Below are 20,402 nucleotides of genomic sequence, written 5' to 3' on the forward strand. Positions count from 1 at the left end.
GCCGTAGGTTAGCCAGAGGTGCAGCCCGTGATCTCGACCGCGTGGTTCTTGCCGATCACGGTGATCCGAATGGCAGAGCGGTCCAATGCCAGCGCCGTGCCGTTCTCGGCGATCATCTCTCCGCTGGCGACAAGCGTATTGCCCGACCGCTGGCTGTCCATCTCGCTCATCCACATGTTGGGGTTGCCGGGCTCAATTACCACGGTCTCCTTACCCCCGGCAGAGGGCAGGGCCAGCCGGGTTTCGATCTCCAGCCCCCGCGCGGTGGGGCGCAGGCTGCATTGGGCGCTTTTCAATCCAGCCTCGGCCCCCGAATAGGGCCGCGCTGCAAAGGCGGCGGCGATGGCCGGGGTGGGCTTGCTGTCACGGGTGTCGAGCAGGGCGCGCAGGTGGATGGTTTGCGGCAGGCAGATGTCACTGCACACGCCAAGGTCGATGCTGGCGTCCAAGCTTACCGGGGCACCGGGGCGGCGCGGCGTGATGGTCAGCGGCAGGATGACTTCGCGCGCATAGCCGATGGAGCTCACCCCGCCTTGGTCAAAGACTTTGGGCGCGGGCCATGTGATCTGCACGTCGCGCAGGTTGTCCGAGCCGGACCAATCGAACTCCGGCGGAATGCCCGCGTCACCGGGGCTGCGCCAATAGGTCTTCCACCCCGGTGCCATGCGCAGCCGAATGGCCGCCACCCGCCGCCCGTCGGCCTGTTGCCAACCAGTGAGCAGATCACCCTGCAACGGCGTGCCGACACCGTCCTGTGCGGCGGCTGGCAGGGCAAGGGCAAGGCAGGAAAGAACGGCGGAGAAGAGGCGCGATATATTCATGGGGTCTTGATGGGGTATCCATCCGCGCCTGCCAAGTCACATTTGCATTATCCATGTTTCGCCGATGGGACGGGCGGCGGGCGGCATCTCTTGTTTTGTGGGGCGCAAGCGGCCATGTTCAAAGAAAGGTTACCTTCAGGAGGTGGGCGTTGACGGGTCAGACAATGGAACTGACGGGCAAGCTGCTGGTCGCGATGCCGGGCATGGGCGATCCACGTTTCGCCCATTCCGTGATCTATCTTTCCGCGCATTCAGAACAGGGCGCCATGGGGCTGATGGTCAATAAACCCGCCCCGGAACTGCGCCTCTCGGATGTGCTGGATCAATTGGTCGATGACACGCCGCCGCAGGCGAAATCTCTGGCGGTGCATTTCGGCGGCCCGGTCGAGACGGGGCGTGGCTTTGTGCTGCATTCCGATGAATACCGCTCTGCCCTTGAAACGCTGCGGGTCGGCGATGGCATTGCGCTGACCGCCACGCGCGACATCCTAGAAGACATCGCGACCGGCAAGGGGCCAGAGCGCGCGCAGTTGATGCTGGGCTATGCGGGCTGGGGGCCGGGGCAGCTGGAGGGCGAGATTGCGCAGAACGGCTGGCTGACCTGCGAAGCCTCGCCAGAGGTGATCTTTGACCTGCCGGATGCTGAGAAATGGGGCGCGGCGCTCAAAACGCTTGGCATCGACCCCTTGGGGCTCTCGGCCTCAGCCGGCCATGCCTAGCGCGGCGCGGCGGCGCGGGCCAGACGGTCGTTGATTGCGCGGCCCAACCCGTGATTGGGGATCGGTGCCACAGCGATTTGCTGACCGGTCGCGTCAAGCTGGTGCAGATGGTCGAAAAGGTTCGCCGCAGCCTCGGTTAAATCGCCAGCAGGTGAGAGGTTGAGATCACAGATCATCGTCCCAAAGCCAAGCAGCACTTCGCCCGGCCCGGCCGTTTCTGCATCCAACCGCACAGCCGCGCCGGGGGCGTAGTGGGAGGCCAACTGCCCCGGTGCGATGATCTCTGCCCCATCTACGATCTCGAGCGTTTGTCCGAGCGCCGCTTCAATCGCCTCACTCGGCAGACCACCTGCGCGGAGCAGGGCGGGGCGGGGGCCGGTCAGACCGAGGATCGTGCTTTCCAAACCAACAGTGCAGGCGCCGTCATCCAGTACCGCCGCGATCTTACCGTCGAGGCCCGCCAGAACATGCGCAGCCGTGGTGGCGCTGATTTTGCCCGATGGGTTGGCCGAGGGCGCGGCCACTGGACCATCGAGTGCCTGCAAGACCTGCCGCATGGCGGGGTGGGCTGGCACGCGCACCGCAAGGCTGGGCAATCCCGCCGTGACCAGTGACGACAGCCCGCTGTCGGGTTTGAGCGGTAAGACCAATGTCAGCGCGCCGGGCCAAAAGGCCTGCGCCAACCGGTCAGCATCGTCCGTCCACTCAACGTATCGTTTGGCCGTCTCGATATCCGGCAAATGCACGATCAGCGGATTGAAGCTGGGCCGCCCCTTGGCGGCATAGATCCCCGCCACGGCTTCCCCATTGCGGGCATCCGCACCAAGGCCGTAGACTGTCTCGGTCGGCAGGGCGACCAGCGCGCCCTCTTGCAGCAGGCGGGCGGCGCGGGCGATGCCTTGAGCCGTGGGGGGCAGCGTCTCGGTCATAGCAGGGCTAATCCTGTCTAATCCTGCAGCATCCCGTGACGCCGCGTTTGGGTTGCGGGGGGCGGCCGGGCATTTCATGCTGGCGGCAACATAAACCAGCCTTTATCAGGGCCATGTCAGGCTTGCCAGATCAAGCGCGCCTTTCAGGAGGATATGATATGCCGTACCGCGCCGCCGTGGATGACTACCGTTTTCTGATTGAAGATGTGCTGGATTTCGCAGCCCTCCGCGCCACTGACCGCTACGCCGAGGCCACCGATGACGTGACCGGCGCAATTTTGGAGGAGGCGGGGCGGCTTTGTAATGACGTGCTGGCGCCCCTGCAACGTGGCGGCGATCTGCATCCCGCGAAGTTGGAGAACGGCATCGTGCGGACCTCTCCGGGTTTTGCCGAAGGCTTTGCCGCGATTGCCGAGGGCGGTTGGATCGGCATGTCGGCCGACCCTGAATTCGGCGGCATGGGCCTGCCGATGACCCTGACCAGCGCAGTCAACGAGATGATGAGCGGCGCTTGCCTGTCTTTGCAGCTTGCGCCTTTGATGAGCCAAGGCCAGATCGAAGCGTTGGAGCATCACGCAAGCGACACGATCAAGACCCTCTACCTGCCCAAGCTGATCTCGGGCGAATGGACCGGCACGATGAACTTGACCGAGCCGCAGGCCGGGTCGGACGTGGGCGCGCTGAGCAGCCGGGCGGAGGACAATGGCGACGGGACCTACGCGGTTTCGGGCCAGAAAATCTATATCTCTTGGGGCGACAATGATTTCGCGGGCAATGTCTGCCATCTGGTTCTTGCCCGCCTGCCGGGGGCGCCTGCGGGCACCAAGGGGATCAGCCTGTTCCTCGTGCCGAAGTTCATCCCGGATGAGAATGGGGAGCCGGGCCAGCGCAACGGCGTGAGCGTGGTCAGCCTTGAGCATAAGATGGGGCTGCACGGCTCGCCCACCGCGGTGATGCAATATGACAATGCCACCGGTTGGATCGTTGGCCGCGAAGGCGGCGGCATGGCGGCGATGTTTACGATGATGAACAATGCGCGGCTAGGCGTTGGAGAGCAGGGCATTGGGGCCGCTGAAGGGGCCTATCAACTTGCGCTGGACTATGCGCTGGACCGCAAACAGGGCCGGTCGCCTGTCGAGGGTGGCACCGGGACCATCGTGGATCACGCCGACGTGCGCCGGATGCTGCTGAGCATGAAAGCCGATATCTTTGCCTCTCGTGCCATCGCGCTGAGCTGTGCCTATGCCAGCGATATGGCGCGCGCCGGGCAGGGCGACGAATGGGCGGCGCGGGCGGCGTTCCTGACGCCGATCACCAAGGCTTTCGGGACCGACGTAGGCATGAGCGTTGCCGAGATGGGTGTGCAGGTGCATGGCGGCATGGGCTTTATCGAAGAAACCGGCGCGGCGCAGTTCAGCCGCGATGTGCGTGTCACGGCGATCTATGAGGGCACCAACGGCATTCAAGCGATGGACCTTGTGGGCCGCAAAATGATGGACGGCGGCGAGGCGGCGAACCGGCTGCTGGATGAGATCGAAGCCGATGCCGAAACCGCACGCGACCCGTTCCCGCGCATGGCCGATGCCGTCTGGCAGGCCAGCGAAACCCTGCGCGAGGCGACCGAGTGGGTCACCGCGCAAAAGGACATGAATGAGCGTTTCGCCGGTGCCGTGCCCTACCTGCGCGCCTTTGCCCGTGTGCTGGGTGGGCATCTGCATTTGCAAGCCGCCATGGCCGAGAAAGCCGCAGGCGGCAGCGGTGCACGTGAGAAGCTGGCGCGGTTTTATATCCAGCGTCTGTTGCCCGAGCATCAGGGCCTACTGGCCCATGCGCAGGCGGGGGCCGAAGACCTCTATGCGCTTGATGTCGAAGACCTGAGAAGCTGATGACCGAACAGGCCACCCTATCCGCCACCACGCCGAAACCGCCCAAAGGGCTGCGCTATCCATGGGACGTGCCCCCCGCCGAGGGGGAGGCGATAGAAGTGGCGCCGGGGGTGCTTTGGTTCCGCCTGCCGCTGCCGATGAAGCTGGATCACGTCAACGTCTATGCGCTGGACGAAGGTGACAGCTGGACGGTGATCGACACCGGTTTCGCCTCACGCCGGGCAAAGGACATCTGGCAGGGGCTGATGGCCGGACCGCTGGGCCGCAAACCGATCTCGCGCGTGGTCGTCACCCATCATCACCCCGATCACATCGGCCTTGCCGGTTGGTTGCAGACGGAGCATGGCGCGGAACTGGTCACCACACGGACCGCATGGCTCACCGCGCGGATGCTGACGCTGGACGTGCAAGAGGTGCCGGTCGCCGAATCCCTGTCGTTTTATCGTAAAGCGGGCATGGCGGCGGAACTCTACGACAAACGCGCCAACGAACGACCTTTCAATTTTTCCGACGTGGTGGCCCCGCTGCCGCTAGGCTTCACCCGGATCCGGCAGGATGACGTGATCCGCATGGGCGGGCGCGATTGGGATGTGCATATCGGCAATGGTCATGCGCCCGAACACGCCACCTTCTGGAGCCGGGATGACAATCTGGTGATCGCGGGGGATCAAATCCTGCCCTCCATCAGCCCCAACATCGGCGTCTACCCGACGGAGCCCATGGCCGACCCCATCGGCGAATGGCTTGAGGCTTGCGAGCGTTTCCTACCCTTGGCCCGCGAGGATCATCTGGTACTTGGCGGGCACAAACTGCCCTTCACCGGCCTGCCGACGCGGCTCAAGCAGTTGATCGAGAACCACCACAGCGCCCTGCGCCGCCTGCTGGCCTATATCGACACGCCGAAATCTGCCTCGGAATGTTTCGCGCCGCTGTTCAAGCGCAGCATTGGCGAGGCGGAATATGGCCTCGCACTGGTTGAAGCCGTCGCCCATCTGAGCCACCTTTACCAAGCCGGAGAGGCCACGCGCGTGCTGCGTGAGGCAGACGGCGCATGGGTGTATCAGCGCAAGGGGTGAGCGATGGGCGATGAGGTGAAAACGGCGGCCGAAGCCTATGAGGAGGCCGCATTGCCGCGCATGCATGAGGTGCATACAGGCGCGGATCAGCCCAAGTCAGGCGACCAGCCGCTGCCCAAATCGGTAACTGACAAGCCGGTGAAACAGAAGTCGCCCGCGCAATGGGCCTATGAGCGGGTCGTGCTTTATCTCAAGAATTTTGAAGAAAAGCTCGACAACGACCATGAGGCGGCGATTGGCTTTGCCGGGGGCGACGCCGGGGTGCTGCGGATCGAAGGCATGGGGTATTTCGACCCCGACATCATCACTTTTTACGGCGTCGATCCGGCAGGGGCGCGGGCGCAATTGGTGCAGCATGTGGGGCAGTTAAACGTGATGTTGCGGGCCCTGCCAAAGAAAGTGCCCGATGCCGCACCGCAAAGGATCGGCTTTCGTTTGGTCGCCGATCTAGAAGAGACCTGATCTGCACGACTCTTTCGCGTGCGCGCAAGTGTAAGATTCCCCTCTAGCGCGTAATTTCGCGTAACGCTAGTATGGTTTTCTGATTATCATCCCCCCGTGACAGGGTGTTACGAATAGGTTAATCAGCGCCAACAGATTGTCTTAGGGAGACGAAAATGGCTGAACACGAACACGGCAGCATGAATTACGAACCACAGCAAAAGACCTTTGACGGGTTCATGACCTTCGTGACGCGCAGCGCCGTTGTCATCCTGGCGATCCTGGTTCTGCTGGCGATCTTTGCCGGTTGATCACGCCCTATCCCTGCGTGAGAGGGTAACCCTTTGAAAACTCTCTTGACGGCGATTGCGCTGGTAGGCGTTCTGGCTGGCTGTTCGGTGGATCAAAGCCCCGATAGCCCGCCCGACGTCGTGGCGCGTGCGGCCTATCGCTCGCCCGAGCCGCCCTCCCTCACTTTGATGACCATGGTGAATAACCGTACCGGCAGCGGCGGACATACTGCCTTGATGGTAAACGGCTCGCAGCGGGTGATCTTTGACCCCGCCGGATCGTTCCGGGACGCGCGGATGGCCGAGCGGGGCGATGTGCTCTATGGGGTGACGCCCGCGTGGCTGCAGGCCTATAAATCCGCCCATGCCCGCAGCACCTTTCACGTGGTCAGTCAGGAAATCCCGGTCAGCCCCGAAGTAGCCGAGCGGGCGCTTCGACTGGTGACCTCCAACGGGGCGGTGCCCGGCGCCTTTTGCGCCAATGCCACCAGCGGTATTCTTAGCCAAATCCCCGGTTTTCAAAGCGTTGGGTCGACCTTCTATCCCGTCAAACTGCAAGAGCGGTTTGAGACCCTGCCGGGCGTGACCACGACGAAATACTACGAAGACGATGAGGGCGACGTGATCGACGCCCTGCGCGCGGCGCAACTGGCCCGCCAGTAGCGCCCGCGCTTACCCCACCAGATAGAGCATCCCATAAAGCGCCGCGGCCCCTGACAGGATCGCGGCGAGCACGTTCTTGCTCGCCAGTCCCACACCCAGCGTGACCACCGCCGCAGTCACACGCGGCAGGTCGAACTGCCCGTCCGTGCCCGAGGGCCAAAGCACCTGCGGTGCCACCAGCGCAGGCAGAATCGCCACGGCGGTATAGCGCAGATGCCGCAACAACCACGCGGGCATCTGCTTGTTGCCGACCAATCCGGTAAAGACAAAGCGCAGGAAAAAGCTGCCCAGCCCGAGCCCAATAATCACGATCCAAAGTGAGGTTCTGTCGATCATCGTGCCGTGCTCCCGGGTTTGCGCCGTTCCATCCACGCCTCGACCTGTGCACCGGTGATCATGCCAGCAAGCCCCGCGATGATCAGCCCAAGCGCATAGGGCACCTCGACGGCGATCAAGCTCACGATCACTGCAACAAGCGCCGCCGCCACATGGGCCAGCGTGCGAAACATCGGTGCGATCATGGCCAGAAAGGTGATCGGAATGGCAAAGTCCAGCGCCCAGCTATCCGGCACGCTGGAGCCGACCATCGCGCCAATCAGCGTGAAGAGATACCAAAGCGGCACCACCGGCGTCACGGTCCCAAAGAAATAGGCCATGCGCTGCGGCACGGTCATCTCTGGCTCACGCTCATATTGGGTCATGGAAGCGACATAGGATTGATCCACCGTCATATATGCCGCCAGTGCCCGCTGCCAGATCGGGGCGCCGCCGATCCAAGGGGTCAGAGAGGCCGAATACATCGCCATGCGCAGGTTCACCGCCAGCGCCGAGGCCAGCACAATGGCCGTGGGTACATCCTCTTGCAGCAGTTGCAGCGCTGTGAATTGTGCGGCCCCGGCGATCACCACGATCGAGAATGTCAGCGTCTCGAATACGTTCAACCCCGCCTCAGTCGCCAATAGACCAAAGAGTGAGGCGAAGGGGATGATCACCAGCACAAAGGGCAGCGCGTCGACGATACCTTTGCGATAGGCGGATTTGGTGGTGGTGATGGCCATGACGAACTCTTAAATATAATGTCAAAGGCTTAGACCTAACCGGAAGGGGATACAATTGGCCCGCGACAATGAACTTAGCAATTATCTGATCGCCCCCGATCCCACTGCTGTTCGACTGACGCGGAATGTCTCTGGCGTGGATCACACCGGCGCAGAGGTGGCGATCAATGTGGTCGAAGAACGCCCCCTGACGATATTCCTCAACCGGCAAGAGATCGTGACCGCCATGACCATCGGCGACTATCCGGCCTATCTGGCGCTCGGCTTTCTGCGCAATCAGGGGATGCTGCGCCCGGACGAAGAAATCACCGGCGTCGACTATGACGAAGAGCTTGAGACCGTCGTCGTGCGCACGAAACGCGCCACTGATTACGAAGACAAGATGCAGCGCAAGACCCGGACCAGCGGCTGCGCCGTGGGCACCGTCTTTGGTGATATGATGGAGGGGCTGGCCGATGTGCGTCTGCCCGACACGCCGGTGCGCACCTCGGACCTTTACGCGCTCGCGGCCAAGATCAACCGCACGCCGAGCCTCTATCTGGAGGCGGGCGCGATCCACGGCACAGTGCTTTGCCAAGGCGACCGGCCCTTGGTTTATATGGAAGATGTGGGCCGTCACAACGCAGTCGACAAGATCGCGGGCTGGATGCTCTCCGAAGGGGTCGGGGCCGAGGATAAGGTGCTCTATACCACCGGGCGGCTGACCTCTGAGATGGTGATCAAGACGGCGATGATGGGCATTCCGGTGCTGGCGTCACGCTCGGGCTTTACCGCTTGGGGGGTGGAGATTGCGCAGCAGGTGAATCTTACGCTGATCGGGCGGATGCGCGGGCAGCGATTTACCTGTCTGGCGGGCGAGGGGCGGTTGATCCGCGACGCGGATCCGACCACCGTGGCCGAGGAGCCGCGCAAAAGCGGGCGCAAAGGCGCGAAGGAATAGAGCGATGAAACAACCACTTGGCGTCATTCTGGCGGGCGGGCAGGCGACCCGTATGGGCGGCGGTGACAAGGGCTTGCTGCCGCTGGGGCAGGGCACGCTGCTATCCTCGGTGATCGACCGGCTGGAGCCGCAGGTCGCGGGGCTGGCGCTCAACGCCAATGGCGATGCGGCGCGCTTTGCGGATCTGGGCCTGCCGGTGCTGGCGGACAGTATCGAGGGTTTCGCCGGGCCGCTTGCGGGCGTGCTGGCCGGGCTCGATTGGGCCGCCGAACAGGGGGCCGATACGATTGTGACCGCCGCTGCCGATACGCCCTTCTTTCCCTGCGATCTGGTGCCGCGTTTGCTGCTGGCCGCCGATGGCATGGACAACCCGCTCGCCTTGGCCGCGACGCCGGACGCGAAGCGCGGCACGGCGCGGCATCCGACCTTTGGCCTCTGGCCCGTGGGGTTGCGGGACGATCTGCGCAGCGCCTTGGCGGGCGGGCTGCGCAAGGTGGTGCTCTGGACCGAACAGCACGACGGGCGCGAGGCGCTGTTCCCCGATGAGGCCGCTTTCTTCAACGTGAACACGCCCGAGGATTTGGCGAAAGCAGAGGCGATGGCATGAGGGTTTACGGCGTCGTCGGTTGGAAGAATGCAGGCAAGACCGGATTGATGGAGCGGTTGGTGGCCGAGATCACCGGGCGCGGCTTCACCGTTTCGACTGTCAAACATGCGCATCACACTTTCGACGTGGACCACCCCGGCAAGGACAGCCACCGCCACCGCGTCGCGGGCGCGCGTGAGGTGCTGCTGGCCTCCGGCGCGCGCTTTGCCTTAATGCATGAGTTGCGCGGGGCCGAAGAGCCGCCGCTGGAGGCGCATCTGGCACGGCTAGCGCCTGTCGATCTGGTGCTGATCGAAGGCTACAAACGCGACGGACATCCCAAGGTCGAAGCGCACCGGGCCGAGACCGGAAACGCGCTGATCGCGCCGGATGACCCGACGGTGCGGGCGGTGGCCAGCGACGTGGCGCTTGAGATGGACCGACCTGTTTTTGATCTGAACGACACCCGTGCGATTGCCGATTTCATCCTGCACGAAGTGGGGCTGATCGCCGCCCCAACGGCACCTGCCACCAGCGCACCGCCGCCCCTGCGCAACGACTGTTTCGCCCTCCCGCCCGGCGTGCATTGGACCCCGGTGAATGATGCGCTGGCGCTGTTGAAAGAGCGCCTCCACCCGGTGACGGGGGCGGAAACCTTTCCCGCTGCCGATGCCGGGGGGCGTATCGTGGCCGAAGATGTCACAGCCATCCGCGCCAACCCGCCGCTGCCGAACACGGCGGTCGATGGCTACGGTTTTGCCGGTGGGCGCGGCGAAGGGTTGCATGAGCTTCCGNTGGTGCCGGGCCGTGCAGCGGCAGGGGATCGCCCCGGCGCAGTGCCTGCGGGCCAAGCGATCCGCGTGCTGACCGGCGCGGCGCTGCCTGAGGGCGTGGATACCGTGATCCTGCAAGAAGACGTGACCGCCGAGAGCGGCGTGTTGCGGTTCAACGGGCCGGTAAAGCAGGGGGCGAACACCCGCAAAGCCGGAGAGGATGTACAAGCCGGCGATGTGATCCTTGCCGCAGGCACGCGCGTTGGTCCGGCGGAACTGGCATTGATGGCGGCAGCAGGTGTGGCAGAGGTGCGCCTACGCAAGCGATTGAAGGTCGGCGTGATCTCAACCGGCGACGAATTGGTCGAGATGGGGGAGGCAGCACGCGACGGGCAGATTTACGACGCCAACCGCCCCATGTTGCTGCAACTCGCGGCGGACTTTGGGCACGAGGCCGTCGATCTGGGCCGCGTGGCCGACGACCGTGCCACCCTGCGCAAACGGCTCGACGCGTCGGCGGGGCAGGTGGATGTGATCCTGACCAGCGGCGGTGCTTCGGCGGGGGACGAAGACCATGTCTCGGCCCTGCTGACCGAAGCGGAGGCGATGCAGCTTTGGCGGATCGCGGTGAAGCCGGGACGGCCTTTGGCGCTTGGCCTGTGGCAAGGCGTGCCGGTGTTCGGGCTGCCAGGCAATCCGGTGGCGGCGATGGTCTGTTCGTTGATTTTCGCGCGGCCCGCCATGGCGCTGCTTGCCGGGGGCGGCTGGCAGGAACCGCAGGGCTTTGATGTGCCTGCCGCCTTTGAGAAACGCAAAAAGGCCGGGCGGCGCGAATACCTGCGCGCCCGGATGCGCGATGGCCGGGCCGAGGTTTTCGCCTCCGAAGGATCGGGGCGTATCAGCGGGCTAAGCTGGGCCGAAGGGCTGGTCGAGTTGGACGAGACCGCGCGCGACATTGCGCCCGGCGATCTCGTCCGTTTCATTCCTTACGGCAGTTTTACCAGCTAAGGCCGCGTGTCAGTCGAAGGTGCCCGCACAACGGCCCAGCAGCATAAAGGCGCGGGCAGTGCGGGTGTCAGCCAGCGATGAGATTTCCTCATCCGTTGCCTGTTTCTCGAACTCGGCAAAGGTCCGGTCAAACCGGCGCAGGAAGTGATGCGCGGCATCGCGAAAGATCGGGTCTTGCCGCATACGCGCATTGGCCAGTGCCAGTGAAGAGCGGTCGCGGATGCCACCCAAAGGCGCAATTGTACGGCCCCGCGCTCCGCTGGCGAATTGCCGCCAGACCTCGGGGCGCGCGCGGTCGGGGCGCAGGTCGTCCATATAGATGCCGTCTTGGCTGAGCAGGGTCAGCACGTCCTGCGCGGCCTGCACCAGTTGCGAGGCGGAGCGGTCTTTCAACGCACGGCGCAGCGCGTCGAACCCGGCTTGGTCTTCCGCCGTTTCGGGGAAGTTAAGCGCGCGGGTGAAATCCTCGGCAGAGAGCGGCTGTGTCTTGTCGCCCGCCTGCGTGCCAAGCGCCAGCGTCGGCTGGTCTTCGGCGGCGGGCGGTGTGGGCGCGGGGGCTGGGGTGACGGGGCGCGCGGTCTCGTCGCGGCCCTGAAGCCCGGCCAAAGCGATCTCGGTCTTGCGGGCGCTGGCGGCGAGTTCATCAAGCTTGCGCGCGATGTTACTGTCGCCCGCAGGTTTGTTGCCCTGCTGTTGCGAAATATAGGAATACCGGATGGCATCAATCGCGGCTTGTAGGCGTTGGATTTCCTCACGCATAACCCGCCCGGCACGGGCGGCGGTGGCCCCGACCCAGATCATCGCAACCGGCAAGATCACCACCAACAGGATCAGCAGCCCGCGCAGCCCCCCGTCATTGGCCCCTTCCGGCACCTCTGCGGCAATGAAGGTAAAATAGATCGCCGTGCCAAGCAGCCAAAGCGCTGAAAGCGCGCCCGCGATGATCTCAATCTCTGTGATGCTATTGGGTTTGGGGCGGTCGTAGACGCCCATCGACGTAGGCCGCGCGGCGCCGTTCCCGCCGCGCGGGGCGCGGGGGGCTTGATCTTGGGGTGTCGAAGCGTCGGGCTCTGCCATGTCAGCCTTCCCGGTCAAGCGTAAACGATCTTGAGAACCTCATAGGATTTCTGCCCCCCGGGGGTGCGCACCTCGACGGAATCACCTTCGTCCTTGCCGATCAGCGCGCGGGCGATGGGCGACTTGATGTTCAAAAGTCCCTTTTCGATATTGGCCTCATATTCGCCAACGATCTGATAGGTCTTCTCTTCGTCGGTGTCCTCGTCCACCAGCGTCACCGTGGCCCCGAATTTGATCGACCCCGACAGCTTCTTGGGGTCAATCACATCCGCGAGCGAGATCACGCCCTCAAGCTCTTTGATGCGGCCTTCGATGAAAGACTGCTTTTCCTTGGCGGAATGATACTCGGCATTTTCCGACAGGTCACCATGTTCGCGCGCTTCGGCGATGGCCTTGATGATGGCGGGCCGTTCGACCGACTTGAGCTGCTTGAGTTCGACTTCGAGCGCGGTGTGACCGTCGCGGGTCATCGGGATCTTTTCCATGGCGGTGTGCCTACATAATGAGGGCCGCACCCGGGTTTTCGCCGGGGGGCGGCCAATTGCGTGTTAACTTGGCAGATACCTGACCCAAACTGCCCGCCAATTGCAAGAGCCTAACGGCCTCTGGGTCGGCGGTTGACTGCCGTCAATCGTATTGCACGACCTCATATTCGATCCCGTCCGCATCGTGAAAATAAAACCGCCGTCCGGGCTCATAGTCGGCGTGGTTTCCGGTGGTGAAACCCTGCGCCAGCACGGCTTTTTCGGTGGCGTCGAGGTCATCCACCACGACCGCGATGTGGTTGAGCGCACCGATAGTTTCGTAGCTGGTGTTCGTAAGAGTGCCCGCATTGCCGGGATTGTAGAGCGCGACATAATACGCCTCGGTGCCGACATGTTTGGTATGGCCCCCGGCCATGGCGTCGCCCTCCCATCTCAGGTGCCAGCCAAAGACTTCGCGCATCCAATCGGCGGTGGCGGCGGGGTCAGAGACGGTGAAATTGGCATGTTCAAGTTGCGCGGGCATGGCGTTTATCCTTTTTGTGATCGCTTGTGCCATCTGAGTGTAATTGTTAAACCTAACTTTAGGTAAAGAGATTTGTGAGGGCGAAATGGCGGTGAATGAGGGGCTGTCGATCGGGGCTTTGGCCAAGCGCACCGGGCTCGCCGTTTCGGCCATTCGCTACTATGAGGCGCAGGGGTTGATCGCGCCGTGGCGCAATGCGGGCGGGCAGCGGCGGTTTGATCGGGCCGATCTGCGGCGGCTGAGTTTCGTCATGATCGCCCAGCAATTCGGTTTCACCCTGCCACAGATCAAGGCTGAGTTGGACCGCTTGCCGGGCGGGCGCACGCCCACCAAGGCCGATTGGACCCGCATTTCCGAAGGGTTTCGCGCCGCCCTCGACGCGCGCATCGCCACCCTAAACAGGCTGCGTGACAATCTTGACGGCTGCATCGGCTGTGGCTGTCTGAGCCTCGAAGCCTGCGCGCTTTACAATCCTATCGACCAAGCAGGTGAAAAAGGCCCCGGACCGCGCTATCTGATGGGGGACGAACCGGCGGCCTGACAGGTCGCGCGTCATGTTATGTCGCTGAGGCCATGTTTTGCGCAATAAACGCAGGGTCGCGATTGCATTGCGCGCGGCGGTGGTTTAGCCAAATCCAAACCGAATTTGCCGTGAGGGAGCACCAAAATGGCCGAGATTGAACGCGAAGCGATGGAATATGACGTTGTGATCGTCGGCGCCGGGCCTGCTGGCCTGTCGGCTGCGATCCGGCTCAAGCAGTTGGACGCCGATTGCAATGTCGTGGTGCTGGAGAAGGGCTCGGAAGTGGGCGCGCATATCCTCTCGGGTGCGGTGCTTGATCCCTGCGGGCTGGACGCGCTGATCCCCGATTGGAAAGAAAAAGGCGCGCCGATCAACGTGCCGGTGAAAGAAGACAACTTTTACCTGCTGGGTGAGGCGGGCAAGCTGCGTATCCCCGAATTTCCCATGCCCCCGCTGATGAAAAACCACGGCAACTACATTGTCTCCATGGGCAATGTCTGCCGTTGGATGGCCGAACAGGCCGAGGAACTGGGCGTCGAAGTCTTTCCCGGCATGGCCTGTTCCGAACTCGTCTTTGGCGAGAACGGCGAAGTCAAAGGCGTCGTTGCCGGTGAGATGGGTAAAAACGCCGATGGCACCCCCGGCCCAAGCTATGAGCCGGGCATGGAGTTGCACGGCAAATATGTCTTCCTCTCCGAAGGCGTGCGCGGCAGCCTCAGCAAGCAGGTGATCGCGAAATACGGGCTGGACGAGGGCAAAGAGCCGCAGAAATACGGTCTCGGCATGAAAGAAATCTGGGAGATCGACCCCGCCAAGCACAAAGAAGGCACCGTCACCCACACGATGGGCTGGCCGCTGAACAGCAACGCGGGCGGCGGGTCTTTCATCTATCACCTTGAGAACAATCAGGTTTACGTCGGCTTCGTCGTTCACCTTGGCTACAAAAACCCGCATGTCTTCCCTTACATGGAATTCCAGCGCTTCAAGCATCACCCGATGGTGGCCGAGTTGCTCGAGGGGGGTAAACGTGTGGCCTACGGCGCGCGGGCAATCACCGAAGGCGGCTATCAGTCGATGCCCAAGATGGTGGCCCCCGGCGTGGCGATGCTGGGCTGCTCGGTCGGCATGGTCAACGTGCCGCGCATCAAGGGCAACCACAACGCCATGCTCTCGGGCAAGGCAGCGGCTGAGGCCGCCTATGCCGCGATCCAAGCAGGGCGGGGCGGCGATGAGCTGACCGAATATGAGACGGATGTGCGCGAAGGTCCGATTGCCGAAGACCTCAAGAAAGTGCGCAACGTCAAACCGCTGTGGTCGAAATACGGGCTCACCGCTTCGCTGGCGCTTGGTGGCTTTGACATGTGGACCAACACGCTCGGCTTCTCGCTTTTGGGCACGCTGAGCCATGGGAAATCGGACGCCGAAGCGACTGAGCCTGCGAATAAGCACAAAAAGATCGACTACCCCAAGCCCGATGGCAAACTCAGCTTTGACCGTCTGACCAACGTGGCCTTCTCGTTCACCAATCACGAGGAAAGCCAGCCTGCGCACCTCAAGCTGAAAGACCCGAGCATTCCGGTCGAGGTGAACCTGCCGAAATACGCCGGCCCCTCGGCCCGCTATTGTCCGGCGGGGGTCTATGAGTTCGTCGAGGATGAGAAAACCGGCGAGACGCGGTTCCAGATCAACTTCCAGAACTGCGTTCATTGCAAGACCTGCGACATCAAAGACCCGACGCAGAATATCGTCTGGACCACCCCGCAGGGCGGCGACGGACCAAACTATCCAAACATGTAAACGGGTCGCCAACAGGCACAATCAAAGGACCGGCATGCGAGGGCGTGTCGGTCCTTTCTTTGTCTGAATCGGCGAAATCCTGTCGGCTGCATGCCTCATCGCGGCCCCGCCATTGCGTCCGGGCACAGAGATGATAGCCTGAGCGCAAAGCGATATGAGGCGGTTTGCATGTTTCGGAATGTCCTAGGTTTCACCAGCGTTGCGGCGCTTTGCATCGGCCTTTCTGCGCCACTGATGGCGCAGTCGATCGCGGGCCCCTATCTGGCGGGGCGTCATGCGGCTGTGAACAGCGATTACCCCGAGGCCGCGCGCTACTACACCGAGGCGCTGGCCCGTGATCCCAAGAACATCGAACTGATGGAAAGCGCGGTGCTGTCCTATCTCTCGCTTGGGCGGGTGGATAAGGCGCTGCCGCTGGCGCGCAACATGATCACCCTCGGCACCAAGAGCCAAGTGGCCGAGATGACCCTCGTGGCCGCCATGGCGAAAGAGGGTGATTACAAGGCCCTGTTAGAGCGGGACACATCTTCCATCGGCCCTTGGGTCGGCGGGTTGGTGCAGGCTTGGGCGCATATGGGCGCAGGCGATGTCACCGCCGCCATGGCTGCATTTGACGGCCTCAGCGAAGAGGCCGGGATGCAGGGCTTTGTGATGTATCACAAGGCCCTCGCGCTGGCGAGTGTGGGTGACTTCGAAGGGGCAGAGGCGATCTTTGACAGTGGTGAAGCGGGCGCTGCGGGCCAGACCCGGCGCGGGGTCATGGCCCATGCTGAGATCCTTGGCCAACTGGGGCGCAGCGACGATGCACTGGCCGTGCTCTCGGACGGCTTTGGCGCAGATACCGATCCCGAAATCGCGCGGTTGATCGAGGCCCTGCAGCAAGAGGCACCGGCCCCCTTCAGCCATATGCCCGACGCCCAAGCGGGTATGGCCGAGGTGTTTTTCACCTTTGCCGCCGTGCTGCGCAACGAGGCGGCGGGGGACTACTATGTGCTGCTCTACTCGCGCATCGCGCGCTATCTGCGCCCCGATCATGTCGATGCGCTGTTGCTGACGGCCAGCCTTTTGGAAAACCTCGGCGAGCATGATCTGGCGATTGCCGAGTACAAATCTCTGCCTGCCGACAGCCCCGCCTATCACGCTGCGGAATTGGGCCGCGCCGATGCGCTGCGGCGCTCGGGCAAGACGGCGCAGGCCATCGAAGTGCTGGAGCAACTCGCCCGCAGTCATGGGGAACTGGCGGTGGTGCATTCCACGCTGGGCGACATGCTGCGCGCCGAGGAAGACTATGAGGCGGCCATCGCGTCCTACGACGAAGCGCTCGCGCTTACGCCTGAAACCGCCCGCGCCCGCTGGGTGCTGTTCTACGCCCGTGCCATCGCCAAAGAGCGCAGCGGTGATTGGGAGGGGTCAGAATCCGATTTCCGCGCAGCACTTGAGCTGAATCCCGAGCAGCCGCAGGTGTTGAACTACCTCGGCTACTCGCTGGTTGAACAACAGCGCAACCTGGACGAGGCGTTGGACATGATCGAACGCGCCGTCGCGGCTAGCCCCGACAGTGGCTATATCGTCGATTCGCTAGGGTGGGTGTTCTACCGTTTGGACCGCTACGAAGAGGCGGTCGAGCAGATGGAGCGCGCGGTGGAACTGGAGCCGGTGGATCCGGTGGTGAACGACCACCTCGGCGATGTCTACTGGGCCGTGGGCCGCCAGCGGGAGGCCGAGTTCCAGTGGCGTCGGGCGCTGTCTTTCGTGGACCTGACGGATGCGGATTCCGAGGCTGACCCCGAGCGGATGCGCCGCAAGCTGGAAGTCGGGCTCGATGCCGTGCTGTCCGAAGAGGGTGCGGCCCCGCTGAAGGTTGCTGCAGACGAATGAACCTTTCGAACGAAGGGGCACCCGCTGGTCCCGGCGCTGCGGCGTCGCGGATGGCTTGGGCCAAGGTGAACCTGACCCTGCATTGCACCGGCCAGCGCGCTGACGGCTATCACCTGCTGGATTCGCTGGTGGTGCGGGCGGGCGTGGGCGATGCGCTGCATGTGGCGGCTGCCGACGCCCTGACCCTCAGCGTGAGCGGCCCGCGGGCCGAAGGGGTGCCGACCGATGCCCGCAACCTCGTCCTGCGCGCGGCAGAAATGCTGGATGCGGGCGCGGGCCGTTGTGCCGCGTTGCATCTGGAGAAACACCTGCCCGCGGCGGCAGGGATCGGCGGCGGCTCTGCCGATGCGGCGGCGGCCTTGGACCTGCTTGCCGCGCATTGGGGCGTCCCATTGCCCGCAGACACGGCGCGGCTCGGGGCGGATGTGCCGGTCTGCCTGACGCGCGGCCCGCAGCGGATGCAGGGGGTGGGGGAGATCCTCACGCCGCTTTCGCCGTTGCCGCCCTGCCATATGGTGCTGGTGAATCCCGGCGTCGATGTGCCGACGCCTGCCGTTTTTTCGGCCCTGACCGATAAGAACCAGCCGCCGATGCCGGATGTGATCCCGACCTTCGCGGGCTTTACTGAATTCATCGATTTTCTGGGCGAACAGCGCAATGACCTCGCCGCCCCGGCGATCGCGCGGGAGCCGGTCATCGGGGCCAGTCTGGAGGTGCTGAGCGATGCGGCGCTGGCGCGGATGTCCGGCTCGGGCGCGACCTGTTTCGGGCTCTACGCCACCGCGTCGCAGGCCGAGAACGCGGCCCACCGCATCAGCAGTGCCGCGCCCCAGTGGTGGGTCGCCGCCGCGCCGATCTTGGCCGCTTAGCTGATCCGGCTGACGACGTAGTTGGCCAGATCGATCAACATGTCTTTCAACTCATGGTCGGGCAGGGGGGCAAGGGCCGATTGGGCCTTTTCTGCCCAGTCCCGCGCATCGCGCTGTGTTGCCGTCAGCGTATCGTGTTTGCCCAAGAGCATCAGCGCATGGTCGAGATCGCCCTCTTCCTGTTTGCCCTTTTCAATGGTGCGCACCCAAAACGCGCGCTCGGTCTCATCGGCTTTGGCAACGGCCTTGATCACTGGCAGGGTCAGCTTGCGCTCGCGGAAATCGTCGCCGACGTTTTTGCCCGTGGCCCCTGTATCGCCTTGATAATCCAAAAGATCGTCAACGATCTGGAAGGCGATGCCAAGGGCGTCCCCATAGTCGTAAAGCGCTTTGACCTGACCCTCTGGCGCGTCGGCAATTACGCCGCCCACCTCGGTCGCGGCCGAGAAGAGCGCCGCCGTCTTGCCGCGCACGACTTGCAGGTAAACCTGTTCATCCGTGGCAAGGTTCTGCGCTGCGGTCAGTTGCAACACCTCGCCCTCTGCAATCGTCGCAGCAGCATTGGACAGGATGCGCATCACAGGCATCGAGCCCGGTTCGGTCATCAACTGAAAGCTGCGCGCGAAAAGGTAATCGCCCACCAGCACCGAGGACTGATTGTCCCACAAAAGGTTCGCCGTGGGCCGCCCGCGGCGCTGCGCGCTTTCGTCCACTACATCGTCATGCAGCAGGGTCGCGGTGTGGATGAACTCCACCGTCGCCGCGAGATGGACGTGATAGGGGCCGCCGTAGCCGCACATCCGCGCTGCGGCCAGTGTCAGCATCGGGCGCAGGCGCTTGCCGCCAGCCTCGACCAGATGGGCGGTGACTTCGGGAATGCGGGGCGCGTGTTTTGACGCCATCCGCTCACGGATCAGGGCGCTGACTGCCGCCATATCATCGCTCAGATAGGCCGCCATGCGGTCGTGCGGTTTGGCCGTTGCATCACTTTTCATCATCATTTCCCGCGTCCCGCTCGACATGCCGGTGATCCGGCTCTACATCTTTGATATGAAGGAACTTTTGCGCAGCACCGACATGACCATCATCGCCTTTGCCACCGCCCTTCTCAGGGGGGAGGATATAGACTGCTTTGAAATGGACGTAAACATGAGCGTGCTCGAAGGCGGCATCGGGATTTTCCCGCGCCGCTTGATGGTGCACCCCGATGACCATGACGCCGCTGTGCGGGTAATGCGCGATAATGAGATTCCGCTGGGGCTGTGACCCGTTTTGCCGAAGATGACCTGACCTGTGACGCCTTTCTGGGCGGCAAGTTGCACCTCTGGCAGCCGCGCCGGGGGCGGGGCTACCGCGCCGGGGTGGACCCTGTTTTGCTGGCCGCGAGCATTGAGGCCACGGCGGGGCAAAGCGTGCTGGAATTGGGCTGCGGGGTCGGTGCGGCGGTGCTTTGTCTGGGCGCGCGGGTGCCGGGACTGACGCTGACGGGGTGTGAACTGCAACCTGCCTACGCCGAACTCGCGCGGCGCAATGGCGGCGCGGCGCTTGAGGTGGTCGAGGCCGATCTGACCGACATGCCCCTGCATCTGCGCCAGCGACAATTTGACCACGTTCTGGCCAATCCGCCCTATTTCGACCGCGCCGCCTCGGTTCAGTCCCGCGATCCGGGACGAGAGACCGCTTTGGGCGAAGCCACGCCGCTGCGGCAATGGGTCCGCACCGCGGCGCGGCGGCTCAAACCCAAAGGGCAGGCACATTTTATCCACCGTGCCGAGCGGCTGCCCGAGATTCTGGCCGCCCTTCCACATGAGATGGGATCGGTCGAAGTGCTGCCTCTGGCCTCGCGCGCGGGGCGAATGCCGGAGTTGATTCTCTTGCGTGCCCGCAAGAATGGCCGCGGTGCTTTTCGGCTCTATCACAGCTACGCTATGCACCTTGGCGCGCGGCATGAATCGGATGGCAACAGCTATGTGCCGGAAATTGAAGCGGTCCTGCGTCGCGGGGCGCCGCTGACTTATCCTACTTCTTAAGCGTTTTTTTACCAACTTCACCCCTATGCT

Annotated in this window: 23 protein-coding genes; 15 read left to right on the top strand and 8 right to left on the bottom strand. The window is 63.4% G+C overall.

The genetic code is table 11. The annotated features are described in order from the left end of the window. Window positions 1-8: 8 nt before the first annotated feature. Window positions 9-821, bottom strand: coding sequence for a protein-disulfide reductase DsbD domain-containing protein (locus A3722_RS14390; protein WP_067628924.1), 813 nt, complete (start codon window positions 819-821; stop codon window positions 9-11). Window positions 822-985: 164 nt separating this feature from the next. On the opposite strand from A3722_RS14390, the gene A3722_RS14395 reads away from it, so the two are divergent. Continuing rightward, window positions 986-1,540 carry a YqgE/AlgH family protein gene (locus A3722_RS14395; protein ID WP_067628926.1) on the top strand — a complete coding sequence of 185 codons (555 nt, stop codon included), beginning with the start codon at window positions 986-988 and terminating at the stop codon, window positions 1,538-1,540. Here the strand turns inward: A3722_RS14395 and A3722_RS14400 are convergent. Beyond that, the gene (locus A3722_RS14400; protein ID WP_067625073.1) at window positions 1,537-2,469 is read right to left on the bottom strand and encodes an L-threonylcarbamoyladenylate synthase; all 933 of its coding nucleotides are present in this window, start codon (window positions 2,467-2,469) and stop codon (window positions 1,537-1,539) included. The genes A3722_RS14395 and A3722_RS14400 overlap by 4 nt on opposite strands. 158 nt (window positions 2,470-2,627) lie before the next feature. On the opposite strand from A3722_RS14400, the gene A3722_RS14405 reads away from it, so the two are divergent. From A3722_RS14405 to A3722_RS14425, 5 genes are all read left to right on the top strand, one after another. After that, a complete protein-coding gene (locus A3722_RS14405) occupies window positions 2,628-4,355 on the top strand; it encodes an acyl-CoA dehydrogenase (protein WP_067625070.1) in 1,728 nt (575 codons plus the stop codon). After that, window positions 4,355-5,431 (top strand): MBL fold metallo-hydrolase, encoded by a 1,077-nt coding sequence (locus A3722_RS14410; protein ID WP_067625068.1) that lies wholly within the window; start codon window positions 4,355-4,357, stop codon window positions 5,429-5,431. The genes A3722_RS14405 and A3722_RS14410 overlap by 1 nt, the downstream gene beginning before the upstream one ends. A gap of 3 nt (window positions 5,432-5,434) precedes the next feature. Further along, entirely contained in the window at window positions 5,435-5,893 is a 459-nt protein-coding gene (locus A3722_RS14415; RefSeq protein WP_067625065.1) for a DUF6173 family protein, read from the top strand. A 155-nt stretch (window positions 5,894-6,048) separates the two neighbouring features. Beyond that, a complete protein-coding gene (locus A3722_RS14420) occupies window positions 6,049-6,183 on the top strand; it encodes an aa3-type cytochrome c oxidase subunit IV (protein WP_067625061.1) in 135 nt (44 codons plus the stop codon). Window positions 6,184-6,216: 33 nt separating this feature from the next. Continuing rightward, window positions 6,217-6,825, top strand: coding sequence for a hypothetical protein (locus A3722_RS14425; RefSeq protein WP_067625057.1), 609 nt, complete (start codon window positions 6,217-6,219; stop codon window positions 6,823-6,825). Window positions 6,826-6,834: 9 nt separating this feature from the next. Here the strand turns inward: A3722_RS14425 and A3722_RS14430 are convergent, their stop codons facing one another. Together A3722_RS14430 and A3722_RS14435 are read right to left on the bottom strand one after the other, a co-directional pair. Beyond that, entirely contained in the window at window positions 6,835-7,161 is a 327-nt protein-coding gene (locus A3722_RS14430) for an AzlD domain-containing protein (protein WP_067625053.1), read from the bottom strand. Continuing rightward, window positions 7,158-7,883: an AzlC family ABC transporter permease gene (locus tag A3722_RS14435; RefSeq protein ID WP_067625050.1), complete on the bottom strand. Its 726-nt coding sequence runs from the start codon at window positions 7,881-7,883 to the stop codon at window positions 7,158-7,160. The genes A3722_RS14430 and A3722_RS14435 overlap by 4 nt, the downstream gene beginning before the upstream one ends. A 49-nt stretch (window positions 7,884-7,932) precedes the next feature. Between A3722_RS14435 and A3722_RS14440 the strand changes: the two genes are divergently transcribed. From A3722_RS14440 to A3722_RS14450, 3 genes are read left to right on the top strand one after another with little or no spacing between them, the layout of a single operon-like run. Continuing rightward, the gene (locus A3722_RS14440; protein ID WP_067625048.1) at window positions 7,933-8,823 is read left to right on the top strand and encodes a formate dehydrogenase accessory sulfurtransferase FdhD; all 891 of its coding nucleotides are present in this window, start codon (window positions 7,933-7,935) and stop codon (window positions 8,821-8,823) included. A 4-nt stretch (window positions 8,824-8,827) separates the two neighbouring features. Then, a complete protein-coding gene (gene mobA / locus A3722_RS14445; protein WP_067625045.1) occupies window positions 8,828-9,430 on the top strand; it encodes a molybdenum cofactor guanylyltransferase MobA in 603 nt (200 codons plus the stop codon). Continuing rightward, window positions 9,427-11,190, top strand: coding sequence for a bifunctional molybdopterin-guanine dinucleotide biosynthesis adaptor protein MobB/molybdopterin molybdotransferase MoeA (locus tag A3722_RS14450; RefSeq protein ID WP_082849497.1), 1,764 nt, complete (start codon window positions 9,427-9,429; stop codon window positions 11,188-11,190). Before mobA ends, A3722_RS14450 begins: the two co-directional genes overlap by 4 nt. 9 nt (window positions 11,191-11,199) lie before the next feature. Here the strand turns inward: A3722_RS14450 and A3722_RS14455 are convergent, their stop codons facing one another. The 3 genes from A3722_RS14455 to A3722_RS14465 all read right to left on the bottom strand — a co-directional run bounded on the left by A3722_RS14455 (window position 11,200) and on the right by A3722_RS14465 (window position 13,275). Continuing rightward, window positions 11,200-12,267, bottom strand: coding sequence for a hypothetical protein (locus A3722_RS14455; RefSeq protein ID WP_236627422.1), 1,068 nt, complete (start codon window positions 12,265-12,267; stop codon window positions 11,200-11,202). Window positions 12,268-12,281: 14 nt separating this feature from the next. After that, the gene (greA, locus tag A3722_RS14460; protein WP_067624274.1) at window positions 12,282-12,752 is read right to left on the bottom strand and encodes a transcription elongation factor GreA; all 471 of its coding nucleotides are present in this window, start codon (window positions 12,750-12,752) and stop codon (window positions 12,282-12,284) included. Between the two features lie 142 nt (window positions 12,753-12,894). Next, on the bottom strand, window positions 12,895-13,275 hold the full coding sequence (locus A3722_RS14465; protein ID WP_067624278.1) for a VOC family protein: 381 nt from the start codon (window positions 13,273-13,275) through the stop codon (window positions 12,895-12,897). A gap of 85 nt (window positions 13,276-13,360) precedes the next feature. On the opposite strand from A3722_RS14465, the gene soxR reads away from it, so the two are divergent. From soxR to A3722_RS14485, 4 genes are all read left to right on the top strand, one after another. Beyond that, on the top strand, window positions 13,361-13,816 hold the full coding sequence (gene soxR / locus A3722_RS14470; protein ID WP_067624292.1) for a redox-sensitive transcriptional activator SoxR: 456 nt from the start codon (window positions 13,361-13,363) through the stop codon (window positions 13,814-13,816). Between the two features lie 126 nt (window positions 13,817-13,942). Further along, complete coding sequence (locus A3722_RS14475) at window positions 13,943-15,595, top strand: electron transfer flavoprotein-ubiquinone oxidoreductase (RefSeq protein ID WP_067624295.1); 1,653 nt, start codon at window positions 13,943-13,945, stop codon at window positions 15,593-15,595. Window positions 15,596-15,763: 168 nt separating this feature from the next. Continuing rightward, window positions 15,764-17,473 carry a tetratricopeptide repeat protein gene (locus A3722_RS14480; protein WP_067916233.1) on the top strand — a complete coding sequence of 570 codons (1,710 nt, stop codon included), beginning with the start codon at window positions 15,764-15,766 and terminating at the stop codon, window positions 17,471-17,473. Next, window positions 17,470-18,342 (top strand): 4-(cytidine 5'-diphospho)-2-C-methyl-D-erythritol kinase, encoded by an 873-nt coding sequence (locus A3722_RS14485; RefSeq protein ID WP_067916235.1) that lies wholly within the window; start codon window positions 17,470-17,472, stop codon window positions 18,340-18,342. Before A3722_RS14480 ends, A3722_RS14485 begins: the two co-directional genes overlap by 4 nt. On the opposite strand, the gene A3722_RS14490 is transcribed toward A3722_RS14485, so the two are convergent. After that, window positions 18,339-19,337 carry a polyprenyl synthetase family protein gene (locus A3722_RS14490; RefSeq protein WP_067629597.1) on the bottom strand — a complete coding sequence of 333 codons (999 nt, stop codon included), beginning with the start codon at window positions 19,335-19,337 and terminating at the stop codon, window positions 18,339-18,341. The two genes, A3722_RS14485 and A3722_RS14490, sit on opposite strands and share 4 nt — an antisense overlap. 55 nt (window positions 19,338-19,392) lie before the next feature. Between A3722_RS14490 and A3722_RS14495 the strand changes: the two genes are divergently transcribed. Both A3722_RS14495 and A3722_RS14500 read left to right on the top strand, forming a co-directional pair. Next, window positions 19,393-19,608 carry a putative signal transducing protein gene (locus tag A3722_RS14495; RefSeq protein WP_067629600.1) on the top strand — a complete coding sequence of 72 codons (216 nt, stop codon included), beginning with the start codon at window positions 19,393-19,395 and terminating at the stop codon, window positions 19,606-19,608. Beyond that, the gene (locus tag A3722_RS14500; protein ID WP_067629532.1) at window positions 19,605-20,372 is read left to right on the top strand and encodes a tRNA1(Val) (adenine(37)-N6)-methyltransferase; all 768 of its coding nucleotides are present in this window, start codon (window positions 19,605-19,607) and stop codon (window positions 20,370-20,372) included. The genes A3722_RS14495 and A3722_RS14500 overlap by 4 nt, the downstream gene beginning before the upstream one ends. The last annotated feature ends 30 nt before the right edge of the window (window positions 20,373-20,402 follow it).

Source organism: Sulfitobacter sp. HI0027 (assembly GCF_001634775.1).
In the GTDB taxonomy this organism is placed as follows: Bacteria; Pseudomonadota; Alphaproteobacteria; order Rhodobacterales; family Rhodobacteraceae; genus Sulfitobacter.

Excerpts from the sequence above, each read along its gene's own strand:
- A3722_RS14390 (WP_067628924.1), bottom strand. The coding sequence starts at position 821 with ATGAATATATCGCGCCTCTTCTCCGCCGTTCTTTCCTGCCTTGCCCTT.
- A3722_RS14395 (WP_067628926.1), top strand. The coding sequence starts at position 986 with ATGGAACTGACGGGCAAGCTGCTGGTCGCGATGCCGGGCATGGGCGAT.
- A3722_RS14400 (WP_067625073.1), bottom strand. The coding sequence starts at position 2,469 with ATGACCGAGACGCTGCCCCCCACGGCTCAAGGCATCGCCCGCGCCGCC.
- A3722_RS14405 (WP_067625070.1), top strand. The coding sequence starts at position 2,628 with ATGCCGTACCGCGCCGCCGTGGATGACTACCGTTTTCTGATTGAAGAT.
- A3722_RS14410 (WP_067625068.1), top strand. The coding sequence starts at position 4,355 with ATGACCGAACAGGCCACCCTATCCGCCACCACGCCGAAACCGCCCAAA.
- A3722_RS14415 (WP_067625065.1), top strand. The coding sequence starts at position 5,435 with ATGGGCGATGAGGTGAAAACGGCGGCCGAAGCCTATGAGGAGGCCGCA.
- A3722_RS14420 (WP_067625061.1), top strand. The coding sequence starts at position 6,049 with ATGGCTGAACACGAACACGGCAGCATGAATTACGAACCACAGCAAAAG.
- A3722_RS14430 (WP_067625053.1), bottom strand. The coding sequence starts at position 7,161 with ATGATCGACAGAACCTCACTTTGGATCGTGATTATTGGGCTCGGGCTG.
- A3722_RS14435 (WP_067625050.1), bottom strand. The coding sequence starts at position 7,883 with ATGGCCATCACCACCACCAAATCCGCCTATCGCAAAGGTATCGTCGAC.
- mobA (WP_067625045.1), top strand. The coding sequence starts at position 8,828 with ATGAAACAACCACTTGGCGTCATTCTGGCGGGCGGGCAGGCGACCCGT.
- A3722_RS14455 (WP_236627422.1), bottom strand. The coding sequence starts at position 12,267 with ATGGCAGAGCCCGACGCTTCGACACCCCAAGATCAAGCCCCCCGCGCC.
- greA (WP_067624274.1), bottom strand. The coding sequence starts at position 12,752 with ATGGAAAAGATCCCGATGACCCGCGACGGTCACACCGCGCTCGAAGTC.
- A3722_RS14465 (WP_067624278.1), bottom strand. The coding sequence starts at position 13,275 with ATGCCCGCGCAACTTGAACATGCCAATTTCACCGTCTCTGACCCCGCC.
- soxR (WP_067624292.1), top strand. The coding sequence starts at position 13,361 with ATGGCGGTGAATGAGGGGCTGTCGATCGGGGCTTTGGCCAAGCGCACC.
- A3722_RS14475 (WP_067624295.1), top strand. The coding sequence starts at position 13,943 with ATGGCCGAGATTGAACGCGAAGCGATGGAATATGACGTTGTGATCGTC.
- A3722_RS14480 (WP_067916233.1), top strand. The coding sequence starts at position 15,764 with ATGTTTCGGAATGTCCTAGGTTTCACCAGCGTTGCGGCGCTTTGCATC.
- A3722_RS14485 (WP_067916235.1), top strand. The coding sequence starts at position 17,470 with ATGAACCTTTCGAACGAAGGGGCACCCGCTGGTCCCGGCGCTGCGGCG.
- A3722_RS14490 (WP_067629597.1), bottom strand. The coding sequence starts at position 19,337 with ATGAAAAGTGATGCAACGGCCAAACCGCACGACCGCATGGCGGCCTAT.
- A3722_RS14495 (WP_067629600.1), top strand. The coding sequence starts at position 19,393 with ATGAAGGAACTTTTGCGCAGCACCGACATGACCATCATCGCCTTTGCC.